At 62.6% G+C, this 25,459-nt stretch carries 22 protein-coding genes; 13 read left to right on the plus strand and 9 right to left on the minus strand.

The genetic code is table 11. The features are described from left to right. Window positions 1-99: 99 nt before the first annotated feature. The 5 genes from OQE56_RS02415 (at window position 100) to OQE56_RS02435 (ending at window position 8,358) form a co-directional block, all read left to right on the plus strand. Entirely contained in the window at window positions 100-1,512 is a 1,413-nt protein-coding gene (locus OQE56_RS02415) for a Y-family DNA polymerase (RefSeq protein WP_267221167.1), read from the plus strand. Then, a complete protein-coding gene (locus OQE56_RS02420) occupies window positions 1,509-4,586 on the plus strand; it encodes an error-prone DNA polymerase (RefSeq protein ID WP_267221169.1) in 3,078 nt (1,025 codons plus the stop codon). The genes OQE56_RS02415 and OQE56_RS02420 overlap by 4 nt, the downstream gene beginning before the upstream one ends. A gap of 62 nt (window positions 4,587-4,648) precedes the next feature. Beyond that, window positions 4,649-5,422 (plus strand): nuclear transport factor 2 family protein, encoded by a 774-nt coding sequence (locus OQE56_RS02425; RefSeq protein WP_267221171.1) that lies wholly within the window; start codon window positions 4,649-4,651, stop codon window positions 5,420-5,422. 22 nt (window positions 5,423-5,444) lie between these two features. After that, window positions 5,445-5,891, plus strand: coding sequence for a DUF2946 domain-containing protein (locus OQE56_RS02430; protein WP_267221173.1), 447 nt, complete (start codon window positions 5,445-5,447; stop codon window positions 5,889-5,891). 169 nt (window positions 5,892-6,060) lie between these two features. Further along, window positions 6,061-8,358: a TonB-dependent receptor gene (locus OQE56_RS02435; RefSeq protein ID WP_267221175.1), complete on the plus strand. Its 2,298-nt coding sequence runs from the start codon at window positions 6,061-6,063 to the stop codon at window positions 8,356-8,358. Between the two features lie 42 nt (window positions 8,359-8,400). Here OQE56_RS02435 and OQE56_RS02440 read toward each other — a convergent pair whose 3' ends face one another. The 3 genes from OQE56_RS02440 to OQE56_RS02450 form a co-directional block, all read right to left on the minus strand. Further along, window positions 8,401-9,804 (minus strand): MBL fold metallo-hydrolase, encoded by a 1,404-nt coding sequence (locus OQE56_RS02440; RefSeq protein ID WP_323748551.1) that lies wholly within the window; start codon window positions 9,802-9,804, stop codon window positions 8,401-8,403. 63 nt (window positions 9,805-9,867) lie between these two features. Continuing rightward, window positions 9,868-10,725 (minus strand): universal stress protein, encoded by an 858-nt coding sequence (locus OQE56_RS02445; RefSeq protein ID WP_267221177.1) that lies wholly within the window; start codon window positions 10,723-10,725, stop codon window positions 9,868-9,870. Between the two features lie 49 nt (window positions 10,726-10,774). After that, window positions 10,775-11,212 carry a universal stress protein gene (locus tag OQE56_RS02450; RefSeq protein WP_267221179.1) on the minus strand — a complete coding sequence of 146 codons (438 nt, stop codon included), beginning with the start codon at window positions 11,210-11,212 and terminating at the stop codon, window positions 10,775-10,777. A 269-nt stretch (window positions 11,213-11,481) separates the two neighbouring features. Between OQE56_RS02450 and OQE56_RS02455 the strand changes: the two genes are divergently transcribed. Beyond that, the gene (locus tag OQE56_RS02455; protein ID WP_267221181.1) at window positions 11,482-11,916 is read left to right on the plus strand and encodes a universal stress protein; all 435 of its coding nucleotides are present in this window, start codon (window positions 11,482-11,484) and stop codon (window positions 11,914-11,916) included. A 41-nt stretch (window positions 11,917-11,957) separates the two neighbouring features. Here OQE56_RS02455 and OQE56_RS02460 read toward each other — a convergent pair whose 3' ends face one another. Next, the gene (locus OQE56_RS02460) at window positions 11,958-12,185 is read right to left on the minus strand and encodes a hypothetical protein (RefSeq protein WP_267221183.1); all 228 of its coding nucleotides are present in this window, start codon (window positions 12,183-12,185) and stop codon (window positions 11,958-11,960) included. 121 nt (window positions 12,186-12,306) lie between these two features. Here OQE56_RS02460 and OQE56_RS02465 point away from each other — a divergent pair, with 121 nt between their 5' ends. Beyond that, a complete protein-coding gene (locus OQE56_RS02465) occupies window positions 12,307-12,537 on the plus strand; it encodes a hypothetical protein (protein WP_267221185.1) in 231 nt (76 codons plus the stop codon). Between the two features lie 51 nt (window positions 12,538-12,588). Here the strand turns inward: OQE56_RS02465 and OQE56_RS02470 are convergent, their stop codons facing one another. Continuing rightward, a complete protein-coding gene (locus OQE56_RS02470; protein ID WP_267221187.1) occupies window positions 12,589-13,605 on the minus strand; it encodes an NAD(P)H-quinone oxidoreductase in 1,017 nt (338 codons plus the stop codon). Between the two features lie 304 nt (window positions 13,606-13,909). On the opposite strand from OQE56_RS02470, the gene OQE56_RS02475 reads away from it, so the two are divergent. Then, window positions 13,910-14,320, plus strand: a complete 411-nt coding sequence (locus OQE56_RS02475) for a hypothetical protein (RefSeq protein WP_267221189.1) — start codon at window positions 13,910-13,912, stop codon at window positions 14,318-14,320. Window positions 14,321-14,344: 24 nt separating this feature from the next. Here the strand turns inward: OQE56_RS02475 and OQE56_RS02480 are convergent, their stop codons facing one another. Both OQE56_RS02480 and OQE56_RS02485 read right to left on the minus strand, forming a co-directional pair. Then, window positions 14,345-15,997 carry an MASE1 domain-containing protein gene (locus tag OQE56_RS02480; RefSeq protein ID WP_267221191.1) on the minus strand — a complete coding sequence of 551 codons (1,653 nt, stop codon included), beginning with the start codon at window positions 15,995-15,997 and terminating at the stop codon, window positions 14,345-14,347. Window positions 15,998-16,374: 377 nt separating this feature from the next. After that, entirely contained in the window at window positions 16,375-16,773 is a 399-nt protein-coding gene (locus tag OQE56_RS02485; protein WP_267221193.1) for an OsmC family protein, read from the minus strand. 325 nt (window positions 16,774-17,098) lie between these two features. Between OQE56_RS02485 and OQE56_RS02490 the strand changes: the two genes are divergently transcribed. The 4 genes from OQE56_RS02490 (at window position 17,099) to pgm (ending at window position 21,219) form a co-directional block, all read left to right on the plus strand. Then, the gene (locus OQE56_RS02490; RefSeq protein ID WP_267221195.1) at window positions 17,099-18,592 is read left to right on the plus strand and encodes an efflux transporter outer membrane subunit; all 1,494 of its coding nucleotides are present in this window, start codon (window positions 17,099-17,101) and stop codon (window positions 18,590-18,592) included. A gap of 93 nt (window positions 18,593-18,685) precedes the next feature. After that, the gene (locus OQE56_RS02495; protein WP_267221198.1) at window positions 18,686-19,105 is read left to right on the plus strand and encodes a GNAT family N-acetyltransferase; all 420 of its coding nucleotides are present in this window, start codon (window positions 18,686-18,688) and stop codon (window positions 19,103-19,105) included. A gap of 129 nt (window positions 19,106-19,234) precedes the next feature. After that, entirely contained in the window at window positions 19,235-19,498 is a 264-nt protein-coding gene (locus tag OQE56_RS02500; protein ID WP_267221201.1) for a DksA/TraR family C4-type zinc finger protein, read from the plus strand. Between the two features lie 68 nt (window positions 19,499-19,566). Beyond that, window positions 19,567-21,219: a phosphoglucomutase (alpha-D-glucose-1,6-bisphosphate-dependent) gene (gene pgm / locus OQE56_RS02505; RefSeq protein ID WP_267221204.1), complete on the plus strand. Its 1,653-nt coding sequence runs from the start codon at window positions 19,567-19,569 to the stop codon at window positions 21,217-21,219. 66 nt (window positions 21,220-21,285) lie between these two features. Here pgm and OQE56_RS02510 read toward each other — a convergent pair whose 3' ends face one another. Further along, entirely contained in the window at window positions 21,286-22,311 is a 1,026-nt protein-coding gene (locus tag OQE56_RS02510; protein WP_267221206.1) for an aldo/keto reductase, read from the minus strand. Window positions 22,312-22,960: 649 nt separating this feature from the next. Next, window positions 22,961-24,412: an amidohydrolase family protein gene (locus tag OQE56_RS02515; protein ID WP_267221208.1), complete on the minus strand. Its 1,452-nt coding sequence runs from the start codon at window positions 24,410-24,412 to the stop codon at window positions 22,961-22,963. 132 nt (window positions 24,413-24,544) lie between these two features. On the opposite strand from OQE56_RS02515, the gene OQE56_RS02520 reads away from it, so the two are divergent. Continuing rightward, entirely contained in the window at window positions 24,545-25,426 is an 882-nt protein-coding gene (locus OQE56_RS02520) for a LysR family transcriptional regulator (RefSeq protein WP_267221210.1), read from the plus strand. Window positions 25,427-25,459 lie beyond the last annotated feature (33 nt).

Consider the following 25,459-nt stretch of genomic DNA (forward strand, 5'->3'; position numbering starts at 1 on the left):
TCAGTCGTGTACCGACGTACACTCCTTCGTTCTTCCTTGGTCTGCGTGCAAACAGCTCCCGGCGCGGGCCACGTGGAGACATGGAACAGGCTCTAGCCCATGCTGTGGGCCTGCATTTTGCTGCCGCAACTGGCGCTGGACGGTGTCCTCCGGCGACGACCGCCCTCGGACGAACCGCTGGTGCTGGTGAGTGGCCCCGCGCAGGCGCGTATCGTGCACGCTGCCAATGCGACGGCGCGTGCGGCCGGCATTTATCGCGGGCAGCGGCTCACTGCGGCGCAAGCCTTGCTGCAGCAATTCGTGATGATCGAACACGATGCGGAAGACGAAGCACGCTGGCATCGGCTGCTTGCCGCCTGGGCGTATCGCTACAGCGCCGAGGTGGGGCTGTACGCGCACGCGGTGGTGCTGGAGGTCAGTCGTAGCCTCAACCTGTTCGGGCCGTGGCCGCGCTTCGAATCGATGCTGCGGGACGATCTGCAGGAGCTTGGCTTCCGTCATCGCATTGCGCTTGCGCCGACGCCGCACGCCGCCTATGTGTTGGCCGGCGTGCACGATGGCATCGCGGTAACCTCGCCGGACATCCTTCGCGATGCACTATCACCGGTGCCCATTGCGCGCGCACGCTTGCCGATCGAGGCCACGCAGGGGCTGCCGTCGATGGGTATACGTACGCTGGGGCAAGTGTTTGGCCTGCCGCGTGCCGGTTTGCAGCGTCGTTTCGGCACGGAGCTGGTGGCGCAACTTGATCGCCTGACGGGCGATGAGCCCACACCGATAGACAGCTACCGTCCGCCCGATGCGTTCGAGCAGCGCATGGAGTGGACCCATGAGATCGAGCACGTCGAGGCGCTGGTATTTCCATTGCGCCGTCTTACCGGCGATCTGGCGGCGTACCTTGCCGGTCGCGATGGCGGTGTGCAGCGCTTTGAGTTGGAACTGGAACATCGCAGCGGTCCACCCACTCGCGTAACGGTCGGCATGCTTGCCGCTGCGCGCGACGCCACCTTGCTGTTCGATTGCGCCCGTGGACGCCTTGAACGCCTGGAACTATCGCAGCCGGTGTTGGCGATGAGACTGGTGGCACGCGAGCTGCCGCCGTTCGTACCGGCTGGCCGCGATCTGTTCGATACGCGCCCGGTGCATGCCATTCCACTGGAGCAATTGCGCGAACGTTTGCGCGCGCGGCTGGGCGAGCAAGCCATCCAGCATCTGCATCGCACGGTTGATCCCCGGCCCGAGAAGGCGCAATCCGATGTAGCCCATGTGAAGGCGGCCACCTTGCCCGAAACCTTGCCGCGCCCGACCTGGCTGCTGGCGTCACCACATCCCTTGCGCGGCCCTCCGCCTGAAGTGCTTGCCGGCCCCGAGCGCATCGAAACCGGCTGGTGGGATGGTGGCGACATACGCCGCGACTACTACGTGGTGCGCACGTCACAGGGGCAGTGCGCGTGGGTGTTCTGCGCGCCGGGCGAGCAGGGTGCATGGATGTTGCACGGGTGGTTTGCATGAACGACTACGCCGAACTGCATTGCCTGTCGAATTTCTCGTTCCAGCGTGGCGCATCGAGTGCGCGTGAGCTGTTCGATCGGGCGAAGGCCTGTGGCTACCGTGCGCTGGCGATCACCGACGAATGTTCGCTGGCCGGCATCGTGCGCGCCTACGAGGCATCACGTGACACCGGGCTTCCCCTGATCGTCGGCGCCGAGTTCCAGATCGAAGACGGCCCGAAGCTGGTGCTGCTGTGCGAGAACCTCGAAGGCTATACGGCCTTGTGCGCACTCATCACGCGTGGCCGGCGCGTCGCCGAAAAAGGCGCGTACCGGGTGGTGCGCGAAGATTTTTCCGATGGTTTGCCCGGCACGCTGGCCTTGTGGCTGCCGCAGGCTGAGCCGCAACAGGCGCATGGTGCGTGGCTGAAGACGTTGTTCGATGGGCGGCTGTGGCTTGCGGTCGAATTGCATCATGGTTCCGACGATGCGCGCCGGCTCACGGGCCTGCAGGCGTTAGCCGAATCGCTGGATCTGCCCATGGTGGCGGCGGGTGATGTGCATATGCATGTACGCCGCCGCCGGGCGCTGCAGGATGTGATGACGGCCATCCGTCATCACCGCACCGTGGTCGACGCTGGCGATCTTCTGTTTCCCAATGGCGAGCGGCATCTTCGCAAGCGTGAGGCTTTGTCGGCCATTTATCCCGCGGAACTCATGGCTGAAAGCGTGCGCATTGCCGAACGCTGCCACTTCGTCATGACCGACCTGCAGTACCGCTATCCCGCCGAACTGGTGCCGGAGGGCTATACGCCGACCACATGGTTGCGGCAGTTGACGGAGGAGGGGTTGCGTTGGCGCTGGCCGCAGGGTGAGCCGCCCAAGGTAAGAAAGCAGGTCGAGCACGAGCTGGCGCTGATCGAGCAGCTCAAATACGAGTCGTACTTCCTCACCGTGCACGAGATCGTGGCGTTTGCGCGCGGCGTGGGCATTCTCTGCCAGGGGCGCGGTTCGGCGGCGAATTCAGCGGTCTGTTATGCGCTGGGCGTCACGGCGGTAGACCCGGATACGACCACCTTGCTGGTCGAGCGCTTCATCTCCGCCGAACGCGACGAGCCGCCGGATATCGATATCGACTTCGAGCATGAGCGGCGCGAAGAGGTTATCCAGCACATCTACGAGAAGTACAGCCGTGAGCGTGCTGCCCTGGCTGCCACGGTGATCAGTTATCGCGGCCGTAGCGCTGTGCGCGACGTGGCGCGTGTGCTTGGCATGCCGCCGGACCAGATCGATCTCTTGTCACGCACATTCTCCTGGCAGGATGGCGACGATCCGCTGGATGGCCGCCTGCGCGAGCGCGGCTTCGATCCGGATAGCCCGTTACTGCATCGCGTCATCGCCTTGACGTCGGAACTGATCGGTTTTCCGCGCCACCTGTCGCAGCACGTCGGCGGTTTTGTCATTTCCGACCAGCCACTGTCGCATCTGGTGCCGGTGGAAAACGCCTCGATGCCCGATCGCACCATCATCCAGTGGGACAAGGATGACCTGGACACCATGCGGCTGCTCAAGGTCGATTGCCTTGCGCTGGGCATGCTTACCTGTATCCGCAAATGCCTCACGTTGCTTGAGGTGCATCACGGTCGGGTGGAAACGCTGGCCTCGATGCCGAAGGAAGACCCGAAAACGTATGAGCTGATCCAGGCCGCCGACACCATTGGCGTGTTTCAGATCGAATCGCGCGCGCAAATGGCGATGCTGCCGCGGCATCGGCCGGAGAATTTCTATGACCTGGTGATTCAGGTGGCCATCGTGCGGCCCGGGCCCATCCAGGGCGACATGGTGCACCCTTATTTGCGCCGCAAGCGTGGCGAGGAGGAGGTTACTTATCCCTCGGAGAAGCTTCGCGGTGTTTTTGAGCGAACCCTGGGCGTGCCGCTGTTCCAGGAGCAGGTGATGAAGTTGGCCATTGAGGCCGCCGAGTACACGCCGGGTGAGGCAGATCAGCTGCGCCGATCCATGGCGGCGTGGCGGCGCAACGGTGATATGGAAATTCATCGCCAGCGATTGATGGCTGGCATGCTGAAGAACGGCTTCACGCCCGAGTTCGCGGCGCGTCTGTTCGAGCAGATCAAGGGCTTCGGCTCTTACGGGTTTCCCGAGAGTCATGCGGCAAGTTTCGCCTTGCTGGTCTATGCCAGCTGTTGGCTCAAGTGCCATTACCGCGCCGCCTTCATATGTGCGCTGCTCAACGCGCAACCGATGGGGTTCTACGGACCCAGCCAGATCGTGCAGGACACGCAGCGTTACGGCATAAAGGTTCGGCCGGTGGATGTGCGTCACAGCGACTGGGACAACACGCTCGAGCCCGACCCGTCATCACGTGGCGGCTTCGCGTTGCGGCTGGGGTTCCGGCAGGTGCGCGGTTGCCGTCAGGAGGTGATGGAGCAACTGATGGCCGCGCGATCTCGCCGTTCTTTCGAAGACGTCGCCGATTTGTGCGCACGTGCAGGGCTCAATCGCCATCAGCAGGAAGCGTTGGCCGAAGCCGATGCCTTGCGAGGCCTGGCCGGTCATCGCCATCGCGCGCGTTGGGCCATGGCGGGCATCGAGGCGCAACTGCCGCTGTTTGGAAACACCAGTCCAAAGGAAGACGACGTGGCCCTGCCACCGCCTTCGCAAGGCGAAAGCACGTTGGCCGATTACGCGCGCACCGGGCTCAGTCTGGGGCCGCATCCGCTGCAGCAGATCCGTGCGCGATTAAGGGCGGCGCGGTGCATGGATTCGCGCAGCCTGCACAGCCGGCCACATGCCAGTCTGGTACGCGCTGCCGGGTTGGTGACGCAGCGGCAGCGTCCGCAAACCGCCAGTGGCGTGACCTTCATTACCCTGGAAGATGAGTTCGGGCCCATCAATGTCGTGGTGTGGAGCCATGTTGCCGAACGCCAGCGCCGCATCTTTCTGGAATCCAGTCTGCTGGGCGTGGATGGACGTTGGGAGCAGGTGGATGGTGTAAGCCACCTGATTGCGCATCGATTGCACGATCTGAGTGAGCTGCTTGGCTCGCTTGATGTCCGCTCGCGGGATTTCCATTAAGACGCCATCGGTGCCCTTGCAGGGATGACTTCATGCACGGGTGAGCTGGCCGGAACGGATGCATGCTCGAGCCTTTCCTCGAGGGTATTGTCATGCGCCTATCGCCGCTTGCCTGCTGCCTGATCGGGGCCTTGCTGTTCGCCCCTGTGCTGCCGACCCACGCTGCCGAGGCTTCGGACGCACTGCGTGACCAACTACTGAAGACAACGCAGGCATTGGTCGATGCCTTGCCAACAGGCAACAAAGCTGCGTGGGAAAACGCACTGACGGAAGACGCCGTGGTTATCGATGAATTCGGCAGAGTCGCCGGCAAAGCCGAGTCAGTGTCGTCACTGCATCCCTTTCCATCAGGTTTCTCGGGAAGCATCGAACTACGCCATGCTCATGCCTGGCAGTACGGCGACACCGCATTGCTCCAGGTGGAGGAGTACGAGCGGGAGACCGTGTTCGGTCAAAACCTTGTGGTCAGGTACTTGTCGCTACTCACATTCGTCAAGCAGTCGGGCGAGTGGAAAGTGGCTGGCTACGAAGACGTGACCATACCCACGCCGCCACCGAAACTCGATGTGCCGAATCTCGTGCTGAGCGATTACGCCGGCACATTTCGCTACGGCCCAGGCCGCGCATGGACCATCACCAGCGATCATGGCGCATTGCATTACGTCACACACCCTGGCAGTCCCTCCAGCGTGCTGGAGCCCATCGCCAAAGACGTGTTCATGAGCGGCGATGACGAACACAATCTGCTGATCTTTCGCCGCGACGACCATGGCAAGGTGATCGCGCTGATCGAGCGGCGGAAGTTCAACGATTTGCGGCTGGATAAGGAGCGCTGAGTCGGCGTGACGCCATGTCGCAGTGCCGGCTGGGTATCCGCGCCGCGCTCGTCATGCGATCATCTCTGGAGCCTACTCAAGGGTTGGGGCAGCGTTGATCCGGCGAGGGACATCACAGCGTTTTGTTGCATGGCTGGCCATTGCCGCCATGTGGCTGCTTGTGGCCGCACCTACGGTATCCAGGGTGCTCCCGGCATGGATGGCGCCGGACCTTGGGGCCTGGTGTACGGGGCATGGATTCGATGACGAGCGCCCCTCGACACCTGCCGATCCCGCCCTGCATATCGACAAGTGCGGCTACTGCGCCTTGTTGGGTCACACCCCGCTGGCGGCCGGCGGTGCAGTGGCACTTGTGCTGGCCACATTGCTACCCGATGCCGTGCCGCTCGTTCGTGCACGTGGGCCATGGCATGCGCAGCCACTGCTGAGTGCGAATCCACGGGGGCCACCGTCACGCCGCAACGGCTGACGGTTGAACGGGCGGGCTTTTCGCGCTGAGCGCAGGCCGCCCGATATCGAGGCAAATCTGAGGGCAGGGCGATGATGCGCGCGATGCGCCGTCACGTTGTGCCGTCACGGGCTTGCCGATGCTCCCCACGCATCGCCCGGCGATGCGGACTATTCATGGATTCATAGTCATGCGTTCTTCTTTCCTGCGTCGCGCGGCACTGGGTTTGCCGCTGACGCTGCTTGCCTCCTCCATTGCGCTTGCCCAGTCGGGGCCAGGTGCGGATCAGCCGGGCCCGGGCATTTCCGATGAAGGGGCGACCGAACTTGAAGCGGTCAAGGTCACTGCTGCCACTCCTGCGCTGCCGGCTCCAGGGTTTCCTGCCACGTTGACCAGTGTGCCGGCCGAGCGCGTCGAGGCCACCATCAACGCGGTAGATGTGGAAGACGCCGCCAAATATCTGCCCAGCGTTTTCATTCGCAAGCGCAACTACGGCGATACCCAGCCCGTGCTGGCAACGCGCACCTGGGGCGTCAACTCCAGTGCGCGTACGCTGGTTTATATCGATGACATCCCGATCTCGGCGCTGATCGCCAACAACAACACCATCGGTGCGCCGCGATGGGGGGTGACCTCGCCAGAAGCCATCGATCACATTGACATGCTCTATGGCCCCTTCTCGGCCGCGTATGCAGGCAACGCCATGGGTGGCGTGATGCGCACCGTGACGCGCACGCCGGAAAAAACCGAAGTCACCATCAAGCAGACAGAGGCGGTGCAGTCGTTTGATCTGTACGGTACGCACGGCAACTACAGCACCAGCCAGACCAACCTCGCAGCGGGTGGCCGCAGCGGCAATCTGGGCTGGTTCTTTGGCGCCAATGCCGCCAACAGCTTCAGTCAGCCGCTATCCATCATTACGGGCAGCGCCACGCCGGCGGGCACCCAGGGCACCATCCTGGCATTGAACAAGCTGGGCCAGGTAGCCAACGTGTATGGCGCCGGTGGCCTGCTGCACACCAGCATGCTGGATCTCAACGGCAAGCTGACCTATGACATCACGCCTCAATGGCACGCTACGTATCTGTTCGGTTATTGGCATAACCACGGACAGTCGCGTACCGACACGTATCTCACCGATGCGGCGGGCAACCCGACCTATGGCAAGGTCGCGGGGTTTGCCAGCAACACCTATCAGGTCAGTGCCGATCATCTTATGCAGGCGCTGGCCCTCAAGTCGGATACCAAGGGCGACTACGACGCGTCATTCGTCATCACTCACTACGACTTCCTCAAGGACAACCAGTGGTCACCCGCAGGCGTCACTCAGGGCACCGGGCTTACCACCAACGGGCGGCTGGCCAGCTACGACGGCACGCAATGGACGACGCTGGATGCCACCGGCATCTGGCGTCCGCAGGGTTACGGTGGTGCGCATGAAGTGTCGCTGGGCGCACATGGCGATCGCTACGAATTGAACAATCCGACCCGCAATCTTGCCAGTTGGCAAGACCCCTCCAGCGTGACCACGCTGTACTCGTCAGGCAAGGGCGAGACGCAGACCCAGGCGCTCTGGGTGCAGGATGCATGGCGGCTTGCGCCGGCGTGGCTGTTGACGCTGGGTGGCCGTTACGAATGGTGGAAGGCCAGTGATGGCTACAACTTCAGCGGCAAGACCTCCGCGCAGCAACCCGTGGAAAGGGCGGACGGCTTTTCGCCCAAGGCGACCCTGCAGTGGAACCTGGCAGCCGACTGGCGTGTGACGGGTTCGTTGGCCAAGGCCATACGCTTTCCTACCGTGGGCGAGCTCTATCAGCTGGTGTCCACCGGGTCGACCTACAGCGTACCCAATCCCAACCTGAAACCGGAGACGGCACGCAGCGGTGAGCTGGCCATCGAGCATGCCATCCAGCAGGGCATGTTGCGCCTGTCGTTGTTTCAGGAGAACACCAGCCAGGCCCTGATTTCGCAAACCTCGACGCTGCCCAACGTGGCCGTGCCAGTGACGTTTGTGATGAACGCGGGAAAGATCCGCAATCGCGGCATGGAGCTGGTGGCGCAGAAGGATAACGTGCTGGTGCAGGGGCTGGAGTTATCCGGCAGCGTCACGTTCGTAGACTCCACCATTCTCTCGAACGATGGATTTGTCAGCCCGACGGGTACTACGTCCGTGGGCAAGCACGCACCCTATGTGCCGCGTTGGCGCGCCACGGCGGTGGCGACTTACCGGCCCAATGCGGCGTGGTCGTTCACGCTGGCGGGCCGCTACAGCGGGCGCCAGTACTCCACGCTCGACAACACCGATAACACACCGCATGTGTTCGGGGCATTCGATAGCTTCAAGGTGTTTGACGCGCGCGCCCACTATCAGATCAACGACCATCTCGCGGCATCGGTTGGCGTGGATAACTTCACCAATCAGAAGTACTACCTGTACCACCCGTTTCCGCAACGTACGTACGTTGCGGATCTGAAGCTCAGTCTTTGAGACGAAACGGGCGGCACCGCGTGCCGCCCATTCCCCTGAGCATCAATCCAGAAGTATCGGCTCACCCAGGCCTGGTATGCGAACGGGCATGGCTTTTGAGCTCATGTATTCCTCCAGCGATCGCATGCCGCGCTCATATTCGCCATGAACAAGAAAGACACCGCGCCGCGGCTGGCTGCCCAGCCAGTCCAGTAATTCGGCACGGCCGGCGTGAGCGGAAAACCCGTTGATGGTCCAGATGCGCGCGTTGACCGCGATGTCTTCGCCAAAGATCTGTACGCGTTTGGCGCCACTGATGATGCGGCGGGCCAGCGTGCCTTCGGCGGCATAGCCGACGAAGACGATGCTGCTCTTCTCGCGCCAGAGGTTATGGCGCAGGTGGTGACGTATGCGCCCACCGTTGCACATGCCCGACCCGGCCATGATGATGGCGCCGCCCTCGATGCGGTTGATCGCCATCGAGTCGGTGCTCTCGCGGGAAAAGCGCAAATTGGGAGTGGAGAAAGGGTCTTCGTGACGAAGGACTTCGGTGAACTCGTCGTCGAAACATTCCGGATGCCGCCGGAATATGTCGGTCACGGATATCGCCATGGGCGAATCGAGAAACACTGGCGTACCAGGCGGAATGCGTTGCTGGCGAATGCCCTGATGCAGGTAATAAAGCACCTCCTGCGTGCGTTCCATGGCAAAGGTGGGGATCACTACGTTGCCGCCGCGGCGCAGGGTGTCGCTCACCGCTTCGTACAGTTCGTCGACCGAATCGGGCAGGGCACGATGATCGCGGTCGCCATACGTACTTTCCATCACCACGAAGTCTGCGGGCGGAGCGGGCGTGGGGTCTCGCAAGATGGGTCGGCCCGGGCTGCCCAGGTCGCCTGAGAACACGATGCGACGCGTTTGCTCTCCATCGTTCAGGGTGAGCAGGATGCTGGCTGAGCCAAGAATGTGTCCGGCATCGAGAAACTGAGCGTCGATCCCAGGAGTCACATTGATGGTTTCGCCATAGGCGACGGGATCAGTAAATCGTTCGAGCGCGCTGAAGGCGTCGTCGAGGGTGTATAGCGGCTGTGGTGTGGTTTCGCCGCGCCGCCGTCCACTGCGCTCTGCGCGCGCCGCATCCTCTTCCTGCAAGCGCGCTGCGTCGAGCATGACGATGCGAGCCAGGTCACGCGTCGCCGCGGTAGCCAGAATGCGGCCGCGAAAGCCTTGCCGCACCAGGCGAGGAATACGGCCACAGTGATCCAGGTGTGCGTGCGTCAGCAGCAAGGCATCGATATGTGCTGGATCGAAACCAAAGGGTTCGCTGTTAGCTTGCTCTTCTTCGCGGGTTCCCTGAAACATGCCGCAGTCGATCAGTACTTGGCGCTCGCCACAACGAACAAGGTGGCACGACCCCGTGACTTGCTTAGCCGCTCCGTGACAGCTGTAGAACATCGTTGGATGCATGGGAAAACCTTGTCGTGACGTGCGTGATGGTTGCCATCGTGGGTGAATGCCCAGTCAGGCTGGCTAGTGCCGCATGAGTACCGGCACGCCGGCGTGTTGAAGGACGTGCCGGGTGGCACCGCCAAGTACGCGCTCCCGCACGCGTGAGCGGCCATAGGCGCCCATGACGAGCAGGTCGGCTTTCAGTTCGGCAATCTCCCGCAGCAGTGCGGCACCAGCGTCATGCGGTGTCGTGTGGATACGGCGGGGTCGTGCATGGATGCCGTGATGGGCAAGGTAGGTCAGCGGGTCGATATGAGGTGCGCGTTCCTGATCGTCTTCGTACGCAGGCGTTTCACCGTCGAACAGCCAGACTTCTTCCGCCAGGCGAGCGAACGGTAGCGCGGCATGGATGGCGCGCGCCGATTCAATGCTGCCGTTCCATGCGATAGCCAGCCGGGTAAATCGCGAACGAACGTGCCCGGACGGCGGAAGTATCAGGCAGGTGGTGCGGCAGGTAAGCAGTGCTTCGCTAAGGATCCCGAAGGAGTCCCCTTCGCACGCTATTTCGCGCTCAATGACAGCGAGGTCGTGCCATGCCCCCAGTTGCCTCAGCGTGGGCGCAATACCTGTGCGCGTGGCTGTCCAGAGTGCGTGAGATACGCCAGCATGCCGCGCCAGTTCGTGAAAAGCCTCGCGCTCGCGGGAGTTCTCGTGCGGAAGGTCCATCAGCAGCGCAAGCACGGAGGGCTCGCTCTCGCCTCCGTGCTGTACGCGCAGCGCAGGGTCCACATAGCAACCGGTCACGCGCGCGCCGAAGTCCGCTGCCAGTGCAACAGCTACATGGGCGGCAGGACTCCAGGGCGAGCATGCAGTGACCAGTGCCAACACATCGGTAGGGGCGCCAGCGGGTGGCGAGATGACGGCGGAGGAAGCGTTCATGGTGGCTTGACCTATCGCTCGAACGTGCGGAGTCGTCGAGGGCAGTGAATTAGTGACACACCAGTACAGGCACGTCGCTACGCAGCAGTACTTTGTGCGTTTCGCTGCCAAGCAGCAGTCGCGTCATGCCGCGCCGGCCATTGGATCCCATCACCACCAGATCGCACTGCTTGCTGGCAACGCTGTTGACGATGGCCTCAAACGGTTGCTGGTTGGTGATGACTTCGCACTCGAGCGCGACGCCTTCTGTTTCAGCCATGGCACGCACCTCACCAAGGTAGTGCTCGGCCTGGGACTGGGCTTCCTGGTTGTAGGCGTACTCGGTGGCTGCGAGCAGGGCGCCCATATAGGCAATGGTCTGGTAAGGGGCGATGACATGAATGGCCGTTACCTTTGCCTTACATAGCTTGGCCAGGTCGATGGCGTTTCTGGCTGCGCGCATGGAAAGGTCGGAGCCATCGGTGGGGATGAGAATGTGCTTGTACATGAGGTCCTCGCTGAAGGCCGCTGGGCAGAGAGATCGGGCGGGGCATCGATGCCGGTTGCTAGCGTTACGCAGGTTCTGTGCATGACCTGTCACGGATGTGCCGCCGTTTCAGAGTAGAAGCTCTGCGGCAACGGGAGGCGTTGCCGGTGGCAATGTGCCGCGCGGCGGGCTGTCCCAGGCCGATCGTCATGCAAGGGTGCGCGGCCCCTGTACCTCACGCTGACGCGGCAGGATTACACTGTGATCAGGAAGCCAAGGGAGGCAAAGAAATGTTCAAGAACATTCTTCTGCCCGTTGATGGATCCGAGCATACGTTAAGGGCGGTGGATGCCGGCATCCAGTTGGCGGGTCAATTGCACGCCAGGGTCTATGGCGTTCACGTTCTGCCACCACTGCCTGCCGTGACCTACGTGGCGGAGCTACTTCAGACGCGCGGCTGTTACACGGACGTCTCCAAAAAGCGCGCCCTGGAATATCTCGAAGAAGTGACCAAGCGCGCTGCCGCCGCCGGCGTCGCCTGCGAGACGGAGTTTATATTCGACCTTCGTCCTTACGTGGCTATCGTGGCAGCGGCTGCCAAGCACCATTGCGACCTGATCGTCATGGGCTCGCGCGGATTCCAGGGCCTGGAGCGCATATTGCTTGGCAGCGTGACGCACAAGGTGATGTTGAGCTGCGACATCCCTGTGCTGGTCTGGCACTGAATTCAGGTGGCTGGACGCCGGGGCATCGCCAGCCCCGGCGGTCAGATCTGGTCCGGCGGCGGCATCAGGTGATGTTTCACCTGGATGGCATCCAGGCGGTCACAAACCCAGCCCTGGTCGTTCGGGCCGGCACGGCTCTGGATGGCGTTGGCCATGCTCATGAAGCTGGCCCAGAAGTCGTCTGCCCGGGGTTTGTTTTCCACTAGCCGCGGGATGGACGCGTCCAGGGCATCCAGCATCTGGTCGAGTTCGACGTGCGATTTGACCATGGCCAAAGCGTACACCGGACAAACATCAAGAAGGCGCGAAAGTCTTAGCCAAAGGGTCACACTGGCTTAACGGTGCTGGAGGCAGCTTGGATGCCCCGCGGGCAACAAAGCGGTGCCTGGTATGGAATGGGATAGAGAAAACGATCTGTTGGCGCGCGCCTGCGATGAGCTGTTGGAGCAGAATGCGCTGCTGCAACAGGAGATCGAGCTGCTGCGCGCGCAGTTGCGCCGGCACCCCGCTGGCGAAATGCAGATCAGGGAGGCCCACCGCCAGATGGAAGAACTGGTGGAGACCACCCGGGGATGCGGGCCGGCGCCATCGGCGCAGCATCTTGAGGCGGCGATCTACTGAGCAGACCGGCCAACGTCTGCCGCGGCCGTCCATGGCTGCTCGCGGACGGATTCATGCGTGGCTGACCTCGAGCACAATTTTCCCGATGTGCTTGCCTGATTCCATGGCGCGGTGCGCATCGGCCGCGCGCTCCAGTGGATAGACCGCGTGGATGATGGGCACGCAGCGCCCTTCCGCCAACACCGGCCACACATGCTGGCGCAACGATTCCGCGATAGCGGCCTTTTCGCGGCTGGTACGGCTGCGCAGCGTGGAGCCGGTCACCACGGCACGCTTGGCCGCGATGGCCTGCAGATTGACCTGCTGGGCCACTGAGCCTCCCAGAAAGCCGATCATCAGCAGCCGTCCATCGCGGGCCAGCGCCGTCAGGTTGTCGTCGAAATAGTTGGCGCCCATGATGTCGAGAATGACATCGGCACCATGCCGGTCGGTTCTGGCGAGCACGACTTCGGCGAAGGCTTCGTGCCGGTAATGGATGGGTTCGCCGCCAAGCTCTCTGATCGCTTCGCACTTCTCCGCACCACCGGCAGTGGCGAAAGTGCGAATGCCAAATTCGCGGCATAGCATCAGCGCGGTGGTACCGATGCCACTGGTGCCGCCATGGATCAGTGCGATATCACCCCGGCGGGCTCGCCCCATCTCAAATACGTTCACCCATACGGTGAAAAACGTTTCGGGAATGGCCGCCGCTTGCACGACGCTCAATCCCCTGGGGATGGGGAGCACTTGTCCGGCGGGAACCGCGCAGTACTGAGCGTAACCGCCGCCATTGGCCAGAGCGCACACGGCATCGCCCAGCGCGAAACCGGTGGTGCCTTCGCCCAGTGCCGCCACCGTGCCCGCTACCTCCAGGCCGGGAATGGGATTGGCGCCCGAAGGAGGCGGGTAGTTCCCTGCGCGTTGCAATACGTCGGGCCGATTGACCCCGGCGGCGGCAACGCGCACCAGCAGCTCTCCTGGAGCGGGCTGGGGCATGGCCGCGGTGAACGGCTGCAGGGCTTCCGGTCCGCCGGGCGCGGCGATCCGAATCTCGGTCATCGTGGTGGGGAGGTTGGGCTGGCTCGACATATGGGGGAGGGTGGCTGGGCGATAGCGGTTTTCGGTGTAAGGGGCTTGAAGCCTTCGCCATGATGGCCCCAGTGGGCGTGGTCCCTGCGTGATTCGCCATGGCGCGGGCACTTACGTCGGGTGCACGGAATGGGGCACATTCGGCGAGCCGTTGGCCCGATGTGGCAATGGGCTGGCGTTGTTGCAATCAACCGTGCGGATGCTCGAAGGCATCCTTGGACAGACGATCAGCTAGGGAGGGAAACGCATGCAGCATGCATCGAATCGGCGGTTTAGGTGGCTCGCAGCACTGGGCTTATGGACGATGGCTCTGGCGTCCGCCAGTGCGCTCGCTGCTGATGGCCTGCCATCCACCGGACTGGGACAGTCATGGCCCAACGCCACCGATGTGAGCGCCAGTCCGCACTGGCATGTTTACGTGTTTGAGCGCAACGGCATCCGCTATGTGCAGATCAACGATCTGGGCGGCAAGGTGCGAGCCGCCTTTGCGGCGTCCAACGGCAATTTCCTGGTCTTGCCCGTGGGTGCGGACGCGGCACATGTCGCCACGCCGCAGGAGCCGCAGACCAGCACCGCCCGCGCCAAAGGCGAAGTCGTTTATCACGACGCCTCGGTGAACGTGCTGGTGGCGCCACTGGCCAATGGCGCGACAGGGGTGTATGTCGCCAATGGCGACTGCAAAGACCCGATCGAGTGCAGCTCCCGCTTCAACTGATCGTAGCGGAAGGGCGAGGCGCTTCTACCTGGAAGCGCCTCGCTGAAGCGCTGCCGTGCGCAGCGAGTCGTGCAATAGCAGCGTGACGCTGACGCCGCGCGCGAGATCGCGCAGATGCACGTCGCCACCGTAAATGTGCGTGCGGTCGCGAATGCTGGAAATACCCAGGCCGCTGGCCCCAAGCAGGGTCATGGCTTGTTTCCAAGGCTCCCCGTCGGACGCGAACGGACCTTCGGGATCGTGCATCGCTCCCTTGGTCGTGGCGAACTCGCCGGTCAGCCGCATGACTACCCAGCGCCGTCCATGAGTCAGGCCGCCGCGCAACTGCAGATGCACGTGCTGTACGGGACCTCGGGAAAGCACGTGCACCAGCACCTCGGACGCAAGGCGATAGAGCGCCATATGCACGTCGGGTGCGAGCTGACTCAATCCGCGCCCCGACAGATCGCACTGGTAAGTAGCCCCCGCCATGTGGATGGATTGGGCGAACGGGCCTTCGCGTAAGGTCGCCGGCACGCCGCGTTCGCGCCAGCCGCGCGGGTAGAGAGCATTGGCGAGGCGATGCATTTCGTGTTGTGCCTGTGCTACCTGCTTGGAATAAGTGCGCTCTTCGTTCGACGGTAAGACATGTCGAAGACGGTCCAGCAGCCGGTTGTGATTCTCGCGGATAGTGTGCCCGATGTGTTCAAGTGCGTCCGCTGCCTGACGCATGCGCAGCTCTTCCAGGTAGAGCCCTTGCTGGGCCAGTTGAAACCCGCGCAGAACGTCCATGCGGCTCGATTGGTCGTTATGCGATTGGTGCGCGATGCGCGAACCCAGCATCAGTAGCGTCGAAATGGCGAAAGCGATCAATGCCTGGGCCTGCATGATGGCCGGGTCGCGCACGATCGACGAGGTCAGCGTCACCGCAAAGCTTGCCAGCGTTCCACCCCATGCGGCGCCCTGCCAGCCATGCCGCGCCGTCAGCCACACTACAGGCAGGAACATGGCGATGCGGAACACCTGCAAGCTATCCCCTTGGCTACTGAACGCCAAACCCATGAGAACAAGCAGGGGAGTGAGCACGCCGACCAGGCAATCGCGCATGAGCCGGCTACGCCAAAGAGGCTCCTGCAGCGCTTTATCGGCGTTACCACTCAACCGGACGTACACGGCCACGGCGGCCGGCGCGATCGCCAGCGCACCAAGATAGTTGCCCAGGAAATAACCAAAGATGACATGTGCGTTGATCGCTGGCAGCGCTTCGCCGGAAGGCATTTGCACCGCTGACAGCACGATGGCGTTATCGGCGGCGGTAATCGCGGCACCGGCAAGAATGACGCCGAGCAGCATGGTCATGTTGACCTGTTGCGCGCCGAGCAGAAGGCGTGCGTGATGGCGAGCCCAGGCCACGACGGCGGCAAGTGGCCAGATCGGCGGTACGGCGGCGGCCAGCGCCCAGCGCCCACCGAAATCGTCCTGGCAGTGCCAGGCGTGGTAACCGACCGGGATAAATTCGCCCACCAGCAAGGCGGGCCAGTAGCGATAGGGTGCCAGCAGCAGACACGCTACACGCAGGCCCGCGGGCAGGTTCCAGTGCGATACAGACACCTCGCGAAGCAGCGCGTAGCAGAGCGCATAGGCGGCACCGATGGCCAGATGGCTGACCCAGGCGCGCCTCGCCTTAGCTTCCCCCATGGTGTACTTCCCCTGTGATTGTCGTGACGTCCTCGGGCTCACTCATGCCGGAGTGCTTGCGAAGGAACGAAACACATGTGTCGCGTTCCTTTGCCAGGCGTGCGGGCCAATTCGCGGACTCATCAGCACACGCGCCAACACTCCATGTTGCTGTTGTGTCTTTGCGACAAAGAGTGCGCTCTGCATCAGATGCAACCATCGGACGCGACCTCGTATCACCACAGGCCACTGTCTCATGAAAAGCAGTGACGTTCCGGTGAAAGAAGTCGCATTGTAGGTGTGGCAAGTACTTGCGATACTTTCAGGTTGGTCCGCAGGAAAAGTGCGGGCGCGGACGTTCTTTGTGCCATGCGCGCCACGCGCTCACCGGGGCAGGGTTAGCCACGCTGACTGGTGATCTCTACACCTTCTCGCATGGCTTTGGTCACCGGCGTGTTGGCGACGATTTCAAGCAGGCGTCGCCACTGCTCTTCGGTGAGCGGCTGGTCCGAGTGGAGCGTGCGATGCACGTGCAAGCGACCCTCGTCGTCGCGCTCCAGCTCCAACTCGGCGCGAAACTCTCCGAGATCCCAGCCTTTGTGCTGCGCATACATGCGCAGCGTGATGGCCGTGCAAGCCGCCAGCGATGCCAGGTAATAGTCGAACGGTGCCGGGCCGGCTCCCTGGCCGCCCAGCTTGGCGGGCTCGTCGGTATCCAGCGGGAAATGCCCCGCATGAATGTGATGGAGGTAGTTGCTATCGGTGGAGACGACGGTGGCGAACGAAACGCGGGACATCAGGCACTCCTGCAGGTGATCTTTCGAATGAGCGGCCACCTGTGGGTGGTAGCCACCAGTGCAGCCTAGGACCAAGGACGGGACTCGCCAAGCGCACGGGGCGCATTCACATAACGCATGCAATTGGACCTAAGTCGTGGCAGACGGATGGGTGCTTCGGCTGCTTTTGCGGTGCGTCATCACCGGTGCGACGATATAATCACGTCACGGGTGCATTCTTGTGCCAGGTGCGCGCGACTCTGTTCGCCTGCCTGTTGCCAGCACGGTGATTCACTGATTGCGTGCCGTTTGCACCGGGTCTTTTTTCTTCTGGACACCTTCTGTCATGCGTTCTTCCGCACTTTCCGCAGCCCTCGCGCTTTCTCTGATTCTGACGGGCTGCGTCACCAGTCGCGGCTTGCACACGACGGGCAGTGTGACCGACCCCGGTAGTCTGACATCCGATCGCAGCCTGGCGGACGTGCAGCTCAGTCCCACCGCATGGCCTTCGCAGGATTGGTGGGTGAGCTATGGCGACCCTCAGCTCACCGCGCTGATCGAAGAAGCGCTGAAAACCAACCCAAGTCTGGACCAGGCGCAGGCCCGTGCGCGGCAGGCGCAGGCCGTCGCCGAGGGCTTCAATGCGGGCCGTCAGCCGCAGGCTCAGTTCGATGCATCGATGATTGGTGCACGCCTCTCCGAGAAGGATCCCATTTACCCGATCTATGCGCTGGGCACCTTCGCATGGAGCAAGTCGATCACCGCAGGTTTTTCGTGGGATATCGACCTGTGGGGTGGCAAGCGCGCCGCGTGGGAAGCCGCGCTGGGGCGCAGCCGTTCCGCTGAAATTGATGCTTATGCAGCGCGCATCGAACTCTCAGTGAACGTGGCGCGTGCCTACGTGCGCTTGAGCTACGCCTTTGCACTGCAGGACGTTGCCGTTGCCGAACTGGATCGCTCCACCAAGACACTTGAAGTGACGCGCAAGCGCGTAGCCGGTGGTCTCGATACGCCGCAACAGGAGCACTTCGCCGATTCGCAACTCGCCGGCGCCCAGCAGCAGAAGGTGGCCGCGGATCGCGCCATCGACGCCGCGCGCAGCAGTTTGTCGGTGTTGCTGGGGCAGGGGCCGGATCGTGGCCTTGCCATCGAACGGCCTCACCTGACGGACCGCGGTGCGGCGGTGCTGCCCGACAAGTTGCCGGTTGACCTGATCGGCCGCCGCGCCGACCTGGTGGCAGCGCGATGGGAGATCGAAGCGGCCAACAAAGACATCAAGGCTGCCAAGACCGAATTTCTGCCAAACGTGAGTCTGTCGGCGATGGCAGGTTTCGTCGCGGTGGGCGCCAAAACAAACGTGTTGCAGCTGCCGGCGCGCACCTATGCGTTTGGTCCGGCGTTGAGCTTGCCCATTTTTGATGGCGGCCTCCGTCGCGCCCATCTGGCTATTGCAGACGCCGACTATGACGCCTTGGTGGCGCGCTACAACGGGCTCCTGGTTGGCGCGATCAATGACGTGTCTGACCAGGTATCCGCGCTGACGTCGATCCGCGAGCAAATCGTCCTGGAACAGCGCTCGGTGGACGATGCTCAGAAGAGCTGGGACGACGCTCTGAAAGCCTACAAGGGTGGCCTGAAAGGCCCGCTCACGCCGCTCACCAGCCGCCAGCAGCTGCTCGCGGCCCAGCAGCGTCTTGCCTTGCTCGAGAGTCAGCAGGCTGATATTTCCATCCGCCTGATCGAGGCGCTGGGCGGCGGTTTCGACGGTGCCGCTGATGTGGCTCAGATGGGGCCATTGCCTCCGGCCCAGGCATCGACGGCTAAGGACGGTTCGCGCTGACGCGAGTCCCCGGTCTGGCAACCATGCCAGTGGTTGGCTGGCGTCACCATGGCGCCCGGGTACACTGCCGGGCCCTGCTATGGAACGCGCGTCATGGACTATCGACTGCAGAGCATCGAAGAGCCGACGGGCGCCGACCGGAAAGCCATCGCGGCACCGCTACTGGCCTATAACCTCAGCAAGGTACCCAGCCTCGACATTCGCCCGCTCGTCATAGCGCTGCAGGATGAAAGTGGCCAGACCGTGGGCGGCTTGTGGGGCGAAACAGCGCTGGACTGGCTCCACGTCGACCTGCTCGTGGTGCCTGCATCCATGCGCGGCAACAACGTCGGGAGCGCACTGCTGCGCCGCGCAGAAGACATTGCACGCGAGCGTGGCTGTACCGGCGCCTGGCTCGACACCTTTGCTTTTCAGGCTCGCGGGTTCTACGAAAAGCAAGGATATGCGGTATTCGGCGAAATTCCCGATCATCCGGCGGGTGGCGCGCGCTACTTTCTGAGTAAGCGCTTCTAGCTGAACGCAGGGTCCGCCGCGGGGTATGAAAATGACGCCCCTGCCTCCATAGTGAAGCTATCGTGCTCCCGTCGGGAGCATCTCTTCGGCGCCACACCGGCGCATCGCCACTGCATTTGGGAGGCGACCATGGCAACGGGCTGGGCCGGCGACGGCGCCGTACAAGATCAGATCGACGCGACCGTGGAAGACGCGGTCAAGCGCGCGCGCAATCAGCTTAAGAAGGGACCCGGGCTGACGCACTGCGAGGAGTGCGATGCACCTATTCCTGCCGCGCGACGCGAAGCAGTTCCCGGCGTGCGCCTGTGCGTGGCCTGCCAGTCAGCGCATGACGAAGAGGCGGCTTTCAGCGGCTACAACCGCCGCGGCAGCAAGGACAGCCAGTTGCGCTGAGCTTGACAGCGCCGCGCGAGGCGTCCGTCAATACACCGTTTCCCACCCTTCATTAAACAAGTGATTGCATGAGCAACCGACTCAGCCCGCTGGCCGGAAAGCCGGCCCCCGAATCGATGCTGGTAGACGTCGCCCGTTTGCGCGATGCCTACGTTGATCTGAAGCCCGATCCGGGTGTTGCCAGTCAGCGTGTGGCCTTTGGCACGTCGGGACATCGTGGCATCTCGTTCGAGCGCAGCTTCAACGAATGGCATGTGCTGGCGATTACGCAGGCCATCTGCGAGTACCGGGCGGAGCAGGGTATCGATGGCCCGCTATATATCGGCATCGATACGCATGCGCTATCGCAACCCGCGTTTGAGAGCGCGCTGGAAGTGCTGGCGGCCCATGGCGTGCAGACCATGGTTTCGAAGGGTGGCGAGTACACGCCCACGCCGGCGATTTCCCATGCCATTCTCACTTACAACCGGGGCCGCACCAGCGGCCTTGCCGACGGCATCGTGGTGACCCCGTCGCACAACCCGCCGGATGGCGGTGGTTTCAAGTACAACCCGCCCAACGGTGGGCCTGCGGATACCGATGTCACAGGCTGGATCCAGAAGCGCGCCAACGCCTTGATCGAAGGCGGGTTGCGCGAGGTGCGCCGTATACCGTTCGCTCAGGCGCTGCGTGCATCGACCACGCACGAGCACGATTACGTGGCGGCCTATGTGGGTGACCTGGGCAACGTGGTCGATTTCGATGCGATTCGCGGTAGCGGTGTGCATCTGGGCGTTGATCCTTTGGGCGGTTCCGGCGTGCACTACTGGGCGCCGATCGCCGAGCGCTACGGTATCGACCTGACCGTGGTCAGTGACACCGTGGATTTCACCTTCCGCTTCATGAGCGTGGACTGGGACGGCAAGATCCGCATGGATCCTTCGTCGTCTCACGCCATGCAGCGCTTGATCGGCCTCAAGGATAGCTACGACGTAGCGTTCGCCTGCGATACCGATCATGACCGCCACGGTATCGTGACGCGCAGCACCGGCCTGTTGCTGCCCAACCATTATTTGTCGGTGTTGATCGATTATCTGTACCAGCATCGCCCGCATTGGCGCAGCGACGCTGCTGTCGGCAAGACGCTGGTGAGCACGGCGCTGATCGATCGCGTGGCCAAGCGCCTTGGGCGCCGCCTGCATGAGGTGCCAGTGGGTTTCAAATGGTTCGTCGAAGGCCTGTTCGACGGCTCACTGGGTTTTGGCGGCGAGGAAAGTGCGGGCGCTTCGTTCCTGCGCAAGGATGGAACCGTGTGGAGCACCGACAAGGACGGCATCGCTGCCGCCCTGATGGCGGCGGAGATTACGGCGCGTACCGATCGTGATCCGGGCGAGCTGTATCGGCAGTTGGCCGGTGCGTTAGGCAGCCCGCTGTCCGAGCGCGTCGATGCGCCCGCCAACGTGGAGCAGAAGGCGCGGCTTTCCAAGCTGTCGCCACTGCAGGTGAAGAGCACCCAACTCGCCGGCGAAAAAATTGAAAGCGTGCTCGACCGTGCGCCAGGCAACAACGCCTCGATCGGCGGCATCAAGGTGGCGTCTGCCAATGGCTGGTTTGCCGCGCGCCCGTCGGGTACCGAAGACATCTACAAGATCTACGCGGAAAGCTTCAAGGATGAAGCGCATCTGCAACAGCTGCTCGAAGAAGCGCAGGCCATGGTGGATCAGGCGCTCAACGCGGCCTGATTCCGCGGCAGCGGGCCCGGTACCTGCCTTGCGCAGCGTGCCGGGCCCGCGATCTCAAGCGACAACTTACACCGGCGGTGGGTTGCGCTCCCCAAACCCGCGTTGATGCCAATACGGATACGCAGGTGTCAGGTTGCTGGCGGCATCGAGCTTGGCGATGTGCTCGTTGCTTAGTGTCCAGCCTACCGCGCCAAGGTTCTGCCGTAGTTGTTCCTCGTTGCGTGCACCAATCACCACCGTGGAAACGGTGGGGCGCTGCAGTAACCAGTTCAGCGCGATCTGAGGCACGCTCTTGCCGGTTTCGGCGGCCACTTCGTCGAGTGCGTCAATCACGCCATAGAGATATTCCTCAGCAACGGGCGGCCCGATATCGGCGGTCTTGTGCAAGCGGCTTTGGGCGGGCAGGGGAGCGCCGCGGCGCAATTTGCCGGTGAGCCGACCCCAGCCAAGCGGGCTCCACACCACCGCGCCGACCCCCTGGTCGATGCCCAGCGGCATCAGTTCCCACTCGTAGTCGCGGCCGATGAGCGAGTAGTAGGTCTGGTTGGCGATATAACGCGGATAGCCGTAGCGTTCGGCCACGGCAAGTGATTTCATCAGATGCCAACCAGAGAAGTTGGAGACGCCCACATAACGGATCTTGCCTGCGCGCACCAGGTCGTCGAGCGTGGAGAGTGTTTCCTCCACGGGTGTCATGGCGTCGAAGCCATGCAGCTGAAAGAGGTCGATATAGTCGGTGCCCAGGCGCTTTAGCGCCGCATCGCAGGCATTGATCAGGTGATAGCGCGACGAGCCGACGTCGTTAGGATCCTGGCCCGAGCGGAAGGTGGCCTTGGTGGAGATCAGTACGCGGTCGCGACGCCCCTTGATGGCTTCGCCAAGCACCGATTCCGCGGCGCCATCGGAGTAGATGTCGGCGCTGTCGAACATGGTGAGGCCTGCATCAAGGCAGATGTCGACGAGTCGCTTTGCCTCCGCTACGTCGGTATTACCCCATGCACTGAAAAGTTCACCCTTGCCGCCAAACGTACCCGTGCCGAAGCTCAATACGGGGACCCTGAACCCTGATGCGCCCAATTGCCGATATTCCATGAAAATCCTCGATGCGTGAAAGAGACAACGTGAGGCGCTTAGTGTCGGCGATTCCGCGTGTCGATGAGGTTTACTTCGTGGATAAGCTGCTTTTACTTCTCGTTGAAGTTGCGCGAAAAGTTGCGGACAAATAGCGACTTGCACTTGCCGGCCGGGCGCCGGTCATTTCCGGGCGGCACCGTCCGGCAAGGATGCGCGTGGCGTCGCGAGATCATGCGATCGCGAGCAAGGGCGTGTTCGCAGAGAAAGCTGAATCGTTTCATGGCGCGTGCGCGAGTTTCCACTCGGAGTAACACGGACGCCACCTGAGGGTCACATTGCCGGGCGAGGCTGATGCCTGACTCATCGGCAACCCGCGCGGTCGCACGTACCATCAAGCTTCAGGAGGACTGACTATGTCTCCCATGTTCATCGGCTTACTGGCGGCAGTCGCCATCGCCATAGAGATCGCCATTGCGTATCACCTGGAACGCCATTGGGTGCATGCCTTAGCCGCTCAATCGGCTTAGAGATGGGACAGGGCAGCCATAGCCGCTGATGTCAGGGCGCAATCCGTTGGCGCGGCAAGCTTGATGGTGGGGCGATGCTTTGCGCAGAGGGGATCACCTCTCCCGGTATCGCGAAACCTGAGAGCGCTGAGCGGATGCGCTTATGACGCGCTCTCGCGATTCCAGGCAGTGACCTGGTTTCGGGTCTTATCAAGCATCGCATCCAATGCTTTGCGGTCGTAGACGTGGCCTCGCATGATTACCGTGTCAATGTCTCGGGTGGCCTGGATGTCTTCCAGCGGATTGCGCTTGAGCAGCACAAGGTCTGCCGCCTTGCCTTGGGAAACCGCGCCGTAGCGATCGAGTTTGCCGAACCAGGCAGGGCCTGAGCGTGTCGCCGATGCCAGGGCCTGTGCTGGCGTCAGGCCGTTCTGCACGAAGAGGCTCAGCTCGTCATGAAGCCCGATGCCCGGGTAGTTGAATGAATTCAGGAAGCCCGCATCGGTGCCCGCCATGATGGTCACGCCTGCCTGTTGCAGCATGGGCAGTACGGCCGCCAGGTGTTGGTAATGCGCGTGCCTTGCTGCCATCTGCTCCGGTGTCGCCTTGCTCGCGCGCTCGATGCGCCAGTCGTAGGTCTTGCGCAACCTGGGGCCGATGTACGCCAGGTACGCGTCGTTGGTGTGCGGATCGGTGTCCAGGAAATCGAGAATCCGGCCGCCGTTGAGGGTGGGCGTGACAAAGACACCCTTTTCGGCAAAGTGCCGATAAGCCGCCATGGCCGTCGTCTTGTCGAACCCTTCGTCGAGGCGATGATTGGCTTCGGCGCGATTGATGCGTCCCGCTGCAAAGTCCGCCACGATGGACGCCTCATTTTTCACGCCGGCTTTGTACGCGTAGTCGATGTGTTCGATGGAGCTGATGCCGGCGTCTACCGCTTGTTCCACCGTGATGGCCATCGGGATGTGGCCGGACGAACGGACACCGAGTCGCTTCGCTTCGGCAACGGCGTAGAGAAACAGTTTCGGTTCGAGCGTGCTGTCAGTGATCTTGACGAAGTCGACCCGGTCCTTCTGAAGCTTGCTAAAGGCCGCATCCACGTCGGCCTCGCTGCCAACTTCGATAGTGCCCTTCCAGACGGGGTGGAGGCCCTCGATCTTCGCGCCGGACGTGAATAGCTGGGGGCCAAACAGCGTGCCCTTGGCGATTTCACTTCGCCACGCGAGCACATCGTTGGGTAAGTCGCCCGAGCAGTCGCGTATCGTGGTGATGCCGTGGGCGACGTACAGAGGCAGCAGCGCCTTGTTCTCCTCGACCAGATCTGGCCCGCCGCCGAAATGCACGTGCATGTCCCAAAGGCCGGGAATCAGGTAGTGATCCTTACCCTCGACGGTCAGCCCCGCCTTCCATGCCTTCGCCATCTCGGCATCCGGGCCAACCGCGACGATGTCGTCGCCACGAAGTACCACCGCCTGATCTGCCATGGTCCGGGCGTGCTCGACGTCCACCACGGTGGTGTGCCGGATGATCACATCTCCCTGGGATGGGGCGGCAAACGCGGGAGCTGCCACGGCAAACAGCACGGCGATGGCGAAGGAAAGAGGCTTCTGCATGGATCAGGGATTCCTCAGGCGTTGCGAGGCGCTGCGGCCAAGATCAGGAGCGAGCCTCGGCGCATCAAGCGTTGTTCGGGACGTTACGGCATGTTAGAAGCGACATGACACATTTAGAAGCCAAATATTCAAATGGCTACCAGTGCAAAATCGAATAGATTGCTCTTCGATCTGGACCTGTTGCGAACGCTGATGACGGTTGCCGATTGCGGTAGCTTCACTACCGCCTCGGCGCGTCTGCACTCGACGCAATCGACAGTGAGCCAAAAGGTGCGCCGCCTGGAGGAGATGGCGGGCCACCAGTTGCTCGTGCGTGGTGGCCGCGAGGTGCGGCCTACGGATCACGGCGAAAAATTGCTTGCCTATGCGCGGCGCATGCTGTCGCTCAATCATGAAATGCAGGACGCGCTATCAGGCGCCGCCGAAGCGATTACCCTGCGCCTTGGCGTACCGGAAGACTTTGTGGCGGGACGCACCACCCAGCTTCTGGCTCGCTTCAACCGCAAGCATCCCCACGTCAAGCTGGAGGTCACCACCGGCCTGAGCCGCGACCTTGCCCATGGTTACGATCACGGCGAGCTGGATCTGATCATCATCAAGCAACGCCGCAATAGCCGCGAAGCGGTGGCACGGTGGCCGGAGACGCTCGTGTGGGTCGATAGCGCAAAGCATCCATCTATTTCGCAGGACCCTCTGCCCCTGGTGACATTCCCTCCGCGCGGCCTTTACCGGGAGGAGATGATCAAGGCGGTGGAGAGTCAGGGGCGCGACTGGCGCATCAGCTTCACCAGCTCCAGTCTGTTCGGTGTGCAAGCCGCCGTTGCGGGCGGCCTCGGCATCAGCCTTATTCCGGCGCGCGCCGTAACCGCGGACCACGCGGCTCTGACGCGAAAGCATGGCTTGCCTGCCATCCATGCGATGGACATTGCCCTTCTTTATCGGCCAGCGGCCGACCCGGTGGTGAAGGAGCTTGGTGGTGAGCTGTCACGAATGCTGGATCGCTTTCGCGATTGACGGCAATGCGGCCTGCGCACCGTTGCCGCTGAT

Origin of the sequence: Dyella silvae (assembly GCF_026421305.1) — a bacterium.
Lineage (GTDB): Bacteria > Pseudomonadota > Gammaproteobacteria > Xanthomonadales > Rhodanobacteraceae > Dyella > Dyella silvae.

Bases quoted from the DNA above. Each gene is read 5' to 3' on its own strand.
- OQE56_RS02415 (WP_267221167.1), top strand. From the start codon at position 100: ATGCTGTGGGCCTGCATTTTGCTGCCGCAACTGGCGCTGGACGGTGTC.
- OQE56_RS02420 (WP_267221169.1), top strand. From the start codon at position 1,509: ATGAACGACTACGCCGAACTGCATTGCCTGTCGAATTTCTCGTTCCAG.
- OQE56_RS02425 (WP_267221171.1), top strand. From the start codon at position 4,649: ATGCTCGAGCCTTTCCTCGAGGGTATTGTCATGCGCCTATCGCCGCTT.
- OQE56_RS02435 (WP_267221175.1), top strand. From the start codon at position 6,061: ATGCGTTCTTCTTTCCTGCGTCGCGCGGCACTGGGTTTGCCGCTGACG.
- OQE56_RS02440 (WP_323748551.1), bottom strand. From the start codon at position 9,804: ATGCATCCAACGATGTTCTACAGCTGTCACGGAGCGGCTAAGCAAGTC.
- OQE56_RS02445 (WP_267221177.1), bottom strand. From the start codon at position 10,725: ATGAACGCTTCCTCCGCCGTCATCTCGCCACCCGCTGGCGCCCCTACC.
- OQE56_RS02450 (WP_267221179.1), bottom strand. From the start codon at position 11,212: ATGTACAAGCACATTCTCATCCCCACCGATGGCTCCGACCTTTCCATG.
- OQE56_RS02455 (WP_267221181.1), top strand. From the start codon at position 11,482: ATGTTCAAGAACATTCTTCTGCCCGTTGATGGATCCGAGCATACGTTA.
- OQE56_RS02460 (WP_267221183.1), bottom strand. From the start codon at position 12,185: ATGGTCAAATCGCACGTCGAACTCGACCAGATGCTGGATGCCCTGGAC.
- OQE56_RS02465 (WP_267221185.1), top strand. From the start codon at position 12,307: ATGGAATGGGATAGAGAAAACGATCTGTTGGCGCGCGCCTGCGATGAG.
- OQE56_RS02470 (WP_267221187.1), bottom strand. From the start codon at position 13,605: ATGTCGAGCCAGCCCAACCTCCCCACCACGATGACCGAGATTCGGATC.
- OQE56_RS02475 (WP_267221189.1), top strand. From the start codon at position 13,910: ATGGCTCTGGCGTCCGCCAGTGCGCTCGCTGCTGATGGCCTGCCATCC.
- OQE56_RS02480 (WP_267221191.1), bottom strand. From the start codon at position 15,997: ATGGGGGAAGCTAAGGCGAGGCGCGCCTGGGTCAGCCATCTGGCCATC.
- OQE56_RS02485 (WP_267221193.1), bottom strand. From the start codon at position 16,773: ATGTCCCGCGTTTCGTTCGCCACCGTCGTCTCCACCGATAGCAACTAC.
- OQE56_RS02490 (WP_267221195.1), top strand. From the start codon at position 17,099: ATGCGTTCTTCCGCACTTTCCGCAGCCCTCGCGCTTTCTCTGATTCTG.
- OQE56_RS02495 (WP_267221198.1), top strand. From the start codon at position 18,686: ATGGACTATCGACTGCAGAGCATCGAAGAGCCGACGGGCGCCGACCGG.
- OQE56_RS02500 (WP_267221201.1), top strand. From the start codon at position 19,235: ATGGCAACGGGCTGGGCCGGCGACGGCGCCGTACAAGATCAGATCGAC.
- pgm (WP_267221204.1), top strand. From the start codon at position 19,567: ATGAGCAACCGACTCAGCCCGCTGGCCGGAAAGCCGGCCCCCGAATCG.
- OQE56_RS02510 (WP_267221206.1), bottom strand. From the start codon at position 22,311: ATGGAATATCGGCAATTGGGCGCATCAGGGTTCAGGGTCCCCGTATTG.
- OQE56_RS02515 (WP_267221208.1), bottom strand. From the start codon at position 24,412: ATGCAGAAGCCTCTTTCCTTCGCCATCGCCGTGCTGTTTGCCGTGGCA.
- OQE56_RS02520 (WP_267221210.1), top strand. From the start codon at position 24,545: ATGGCTACCAGTGCAAAATCGAATAGATTGCTCTTCGATCTGGACCTG.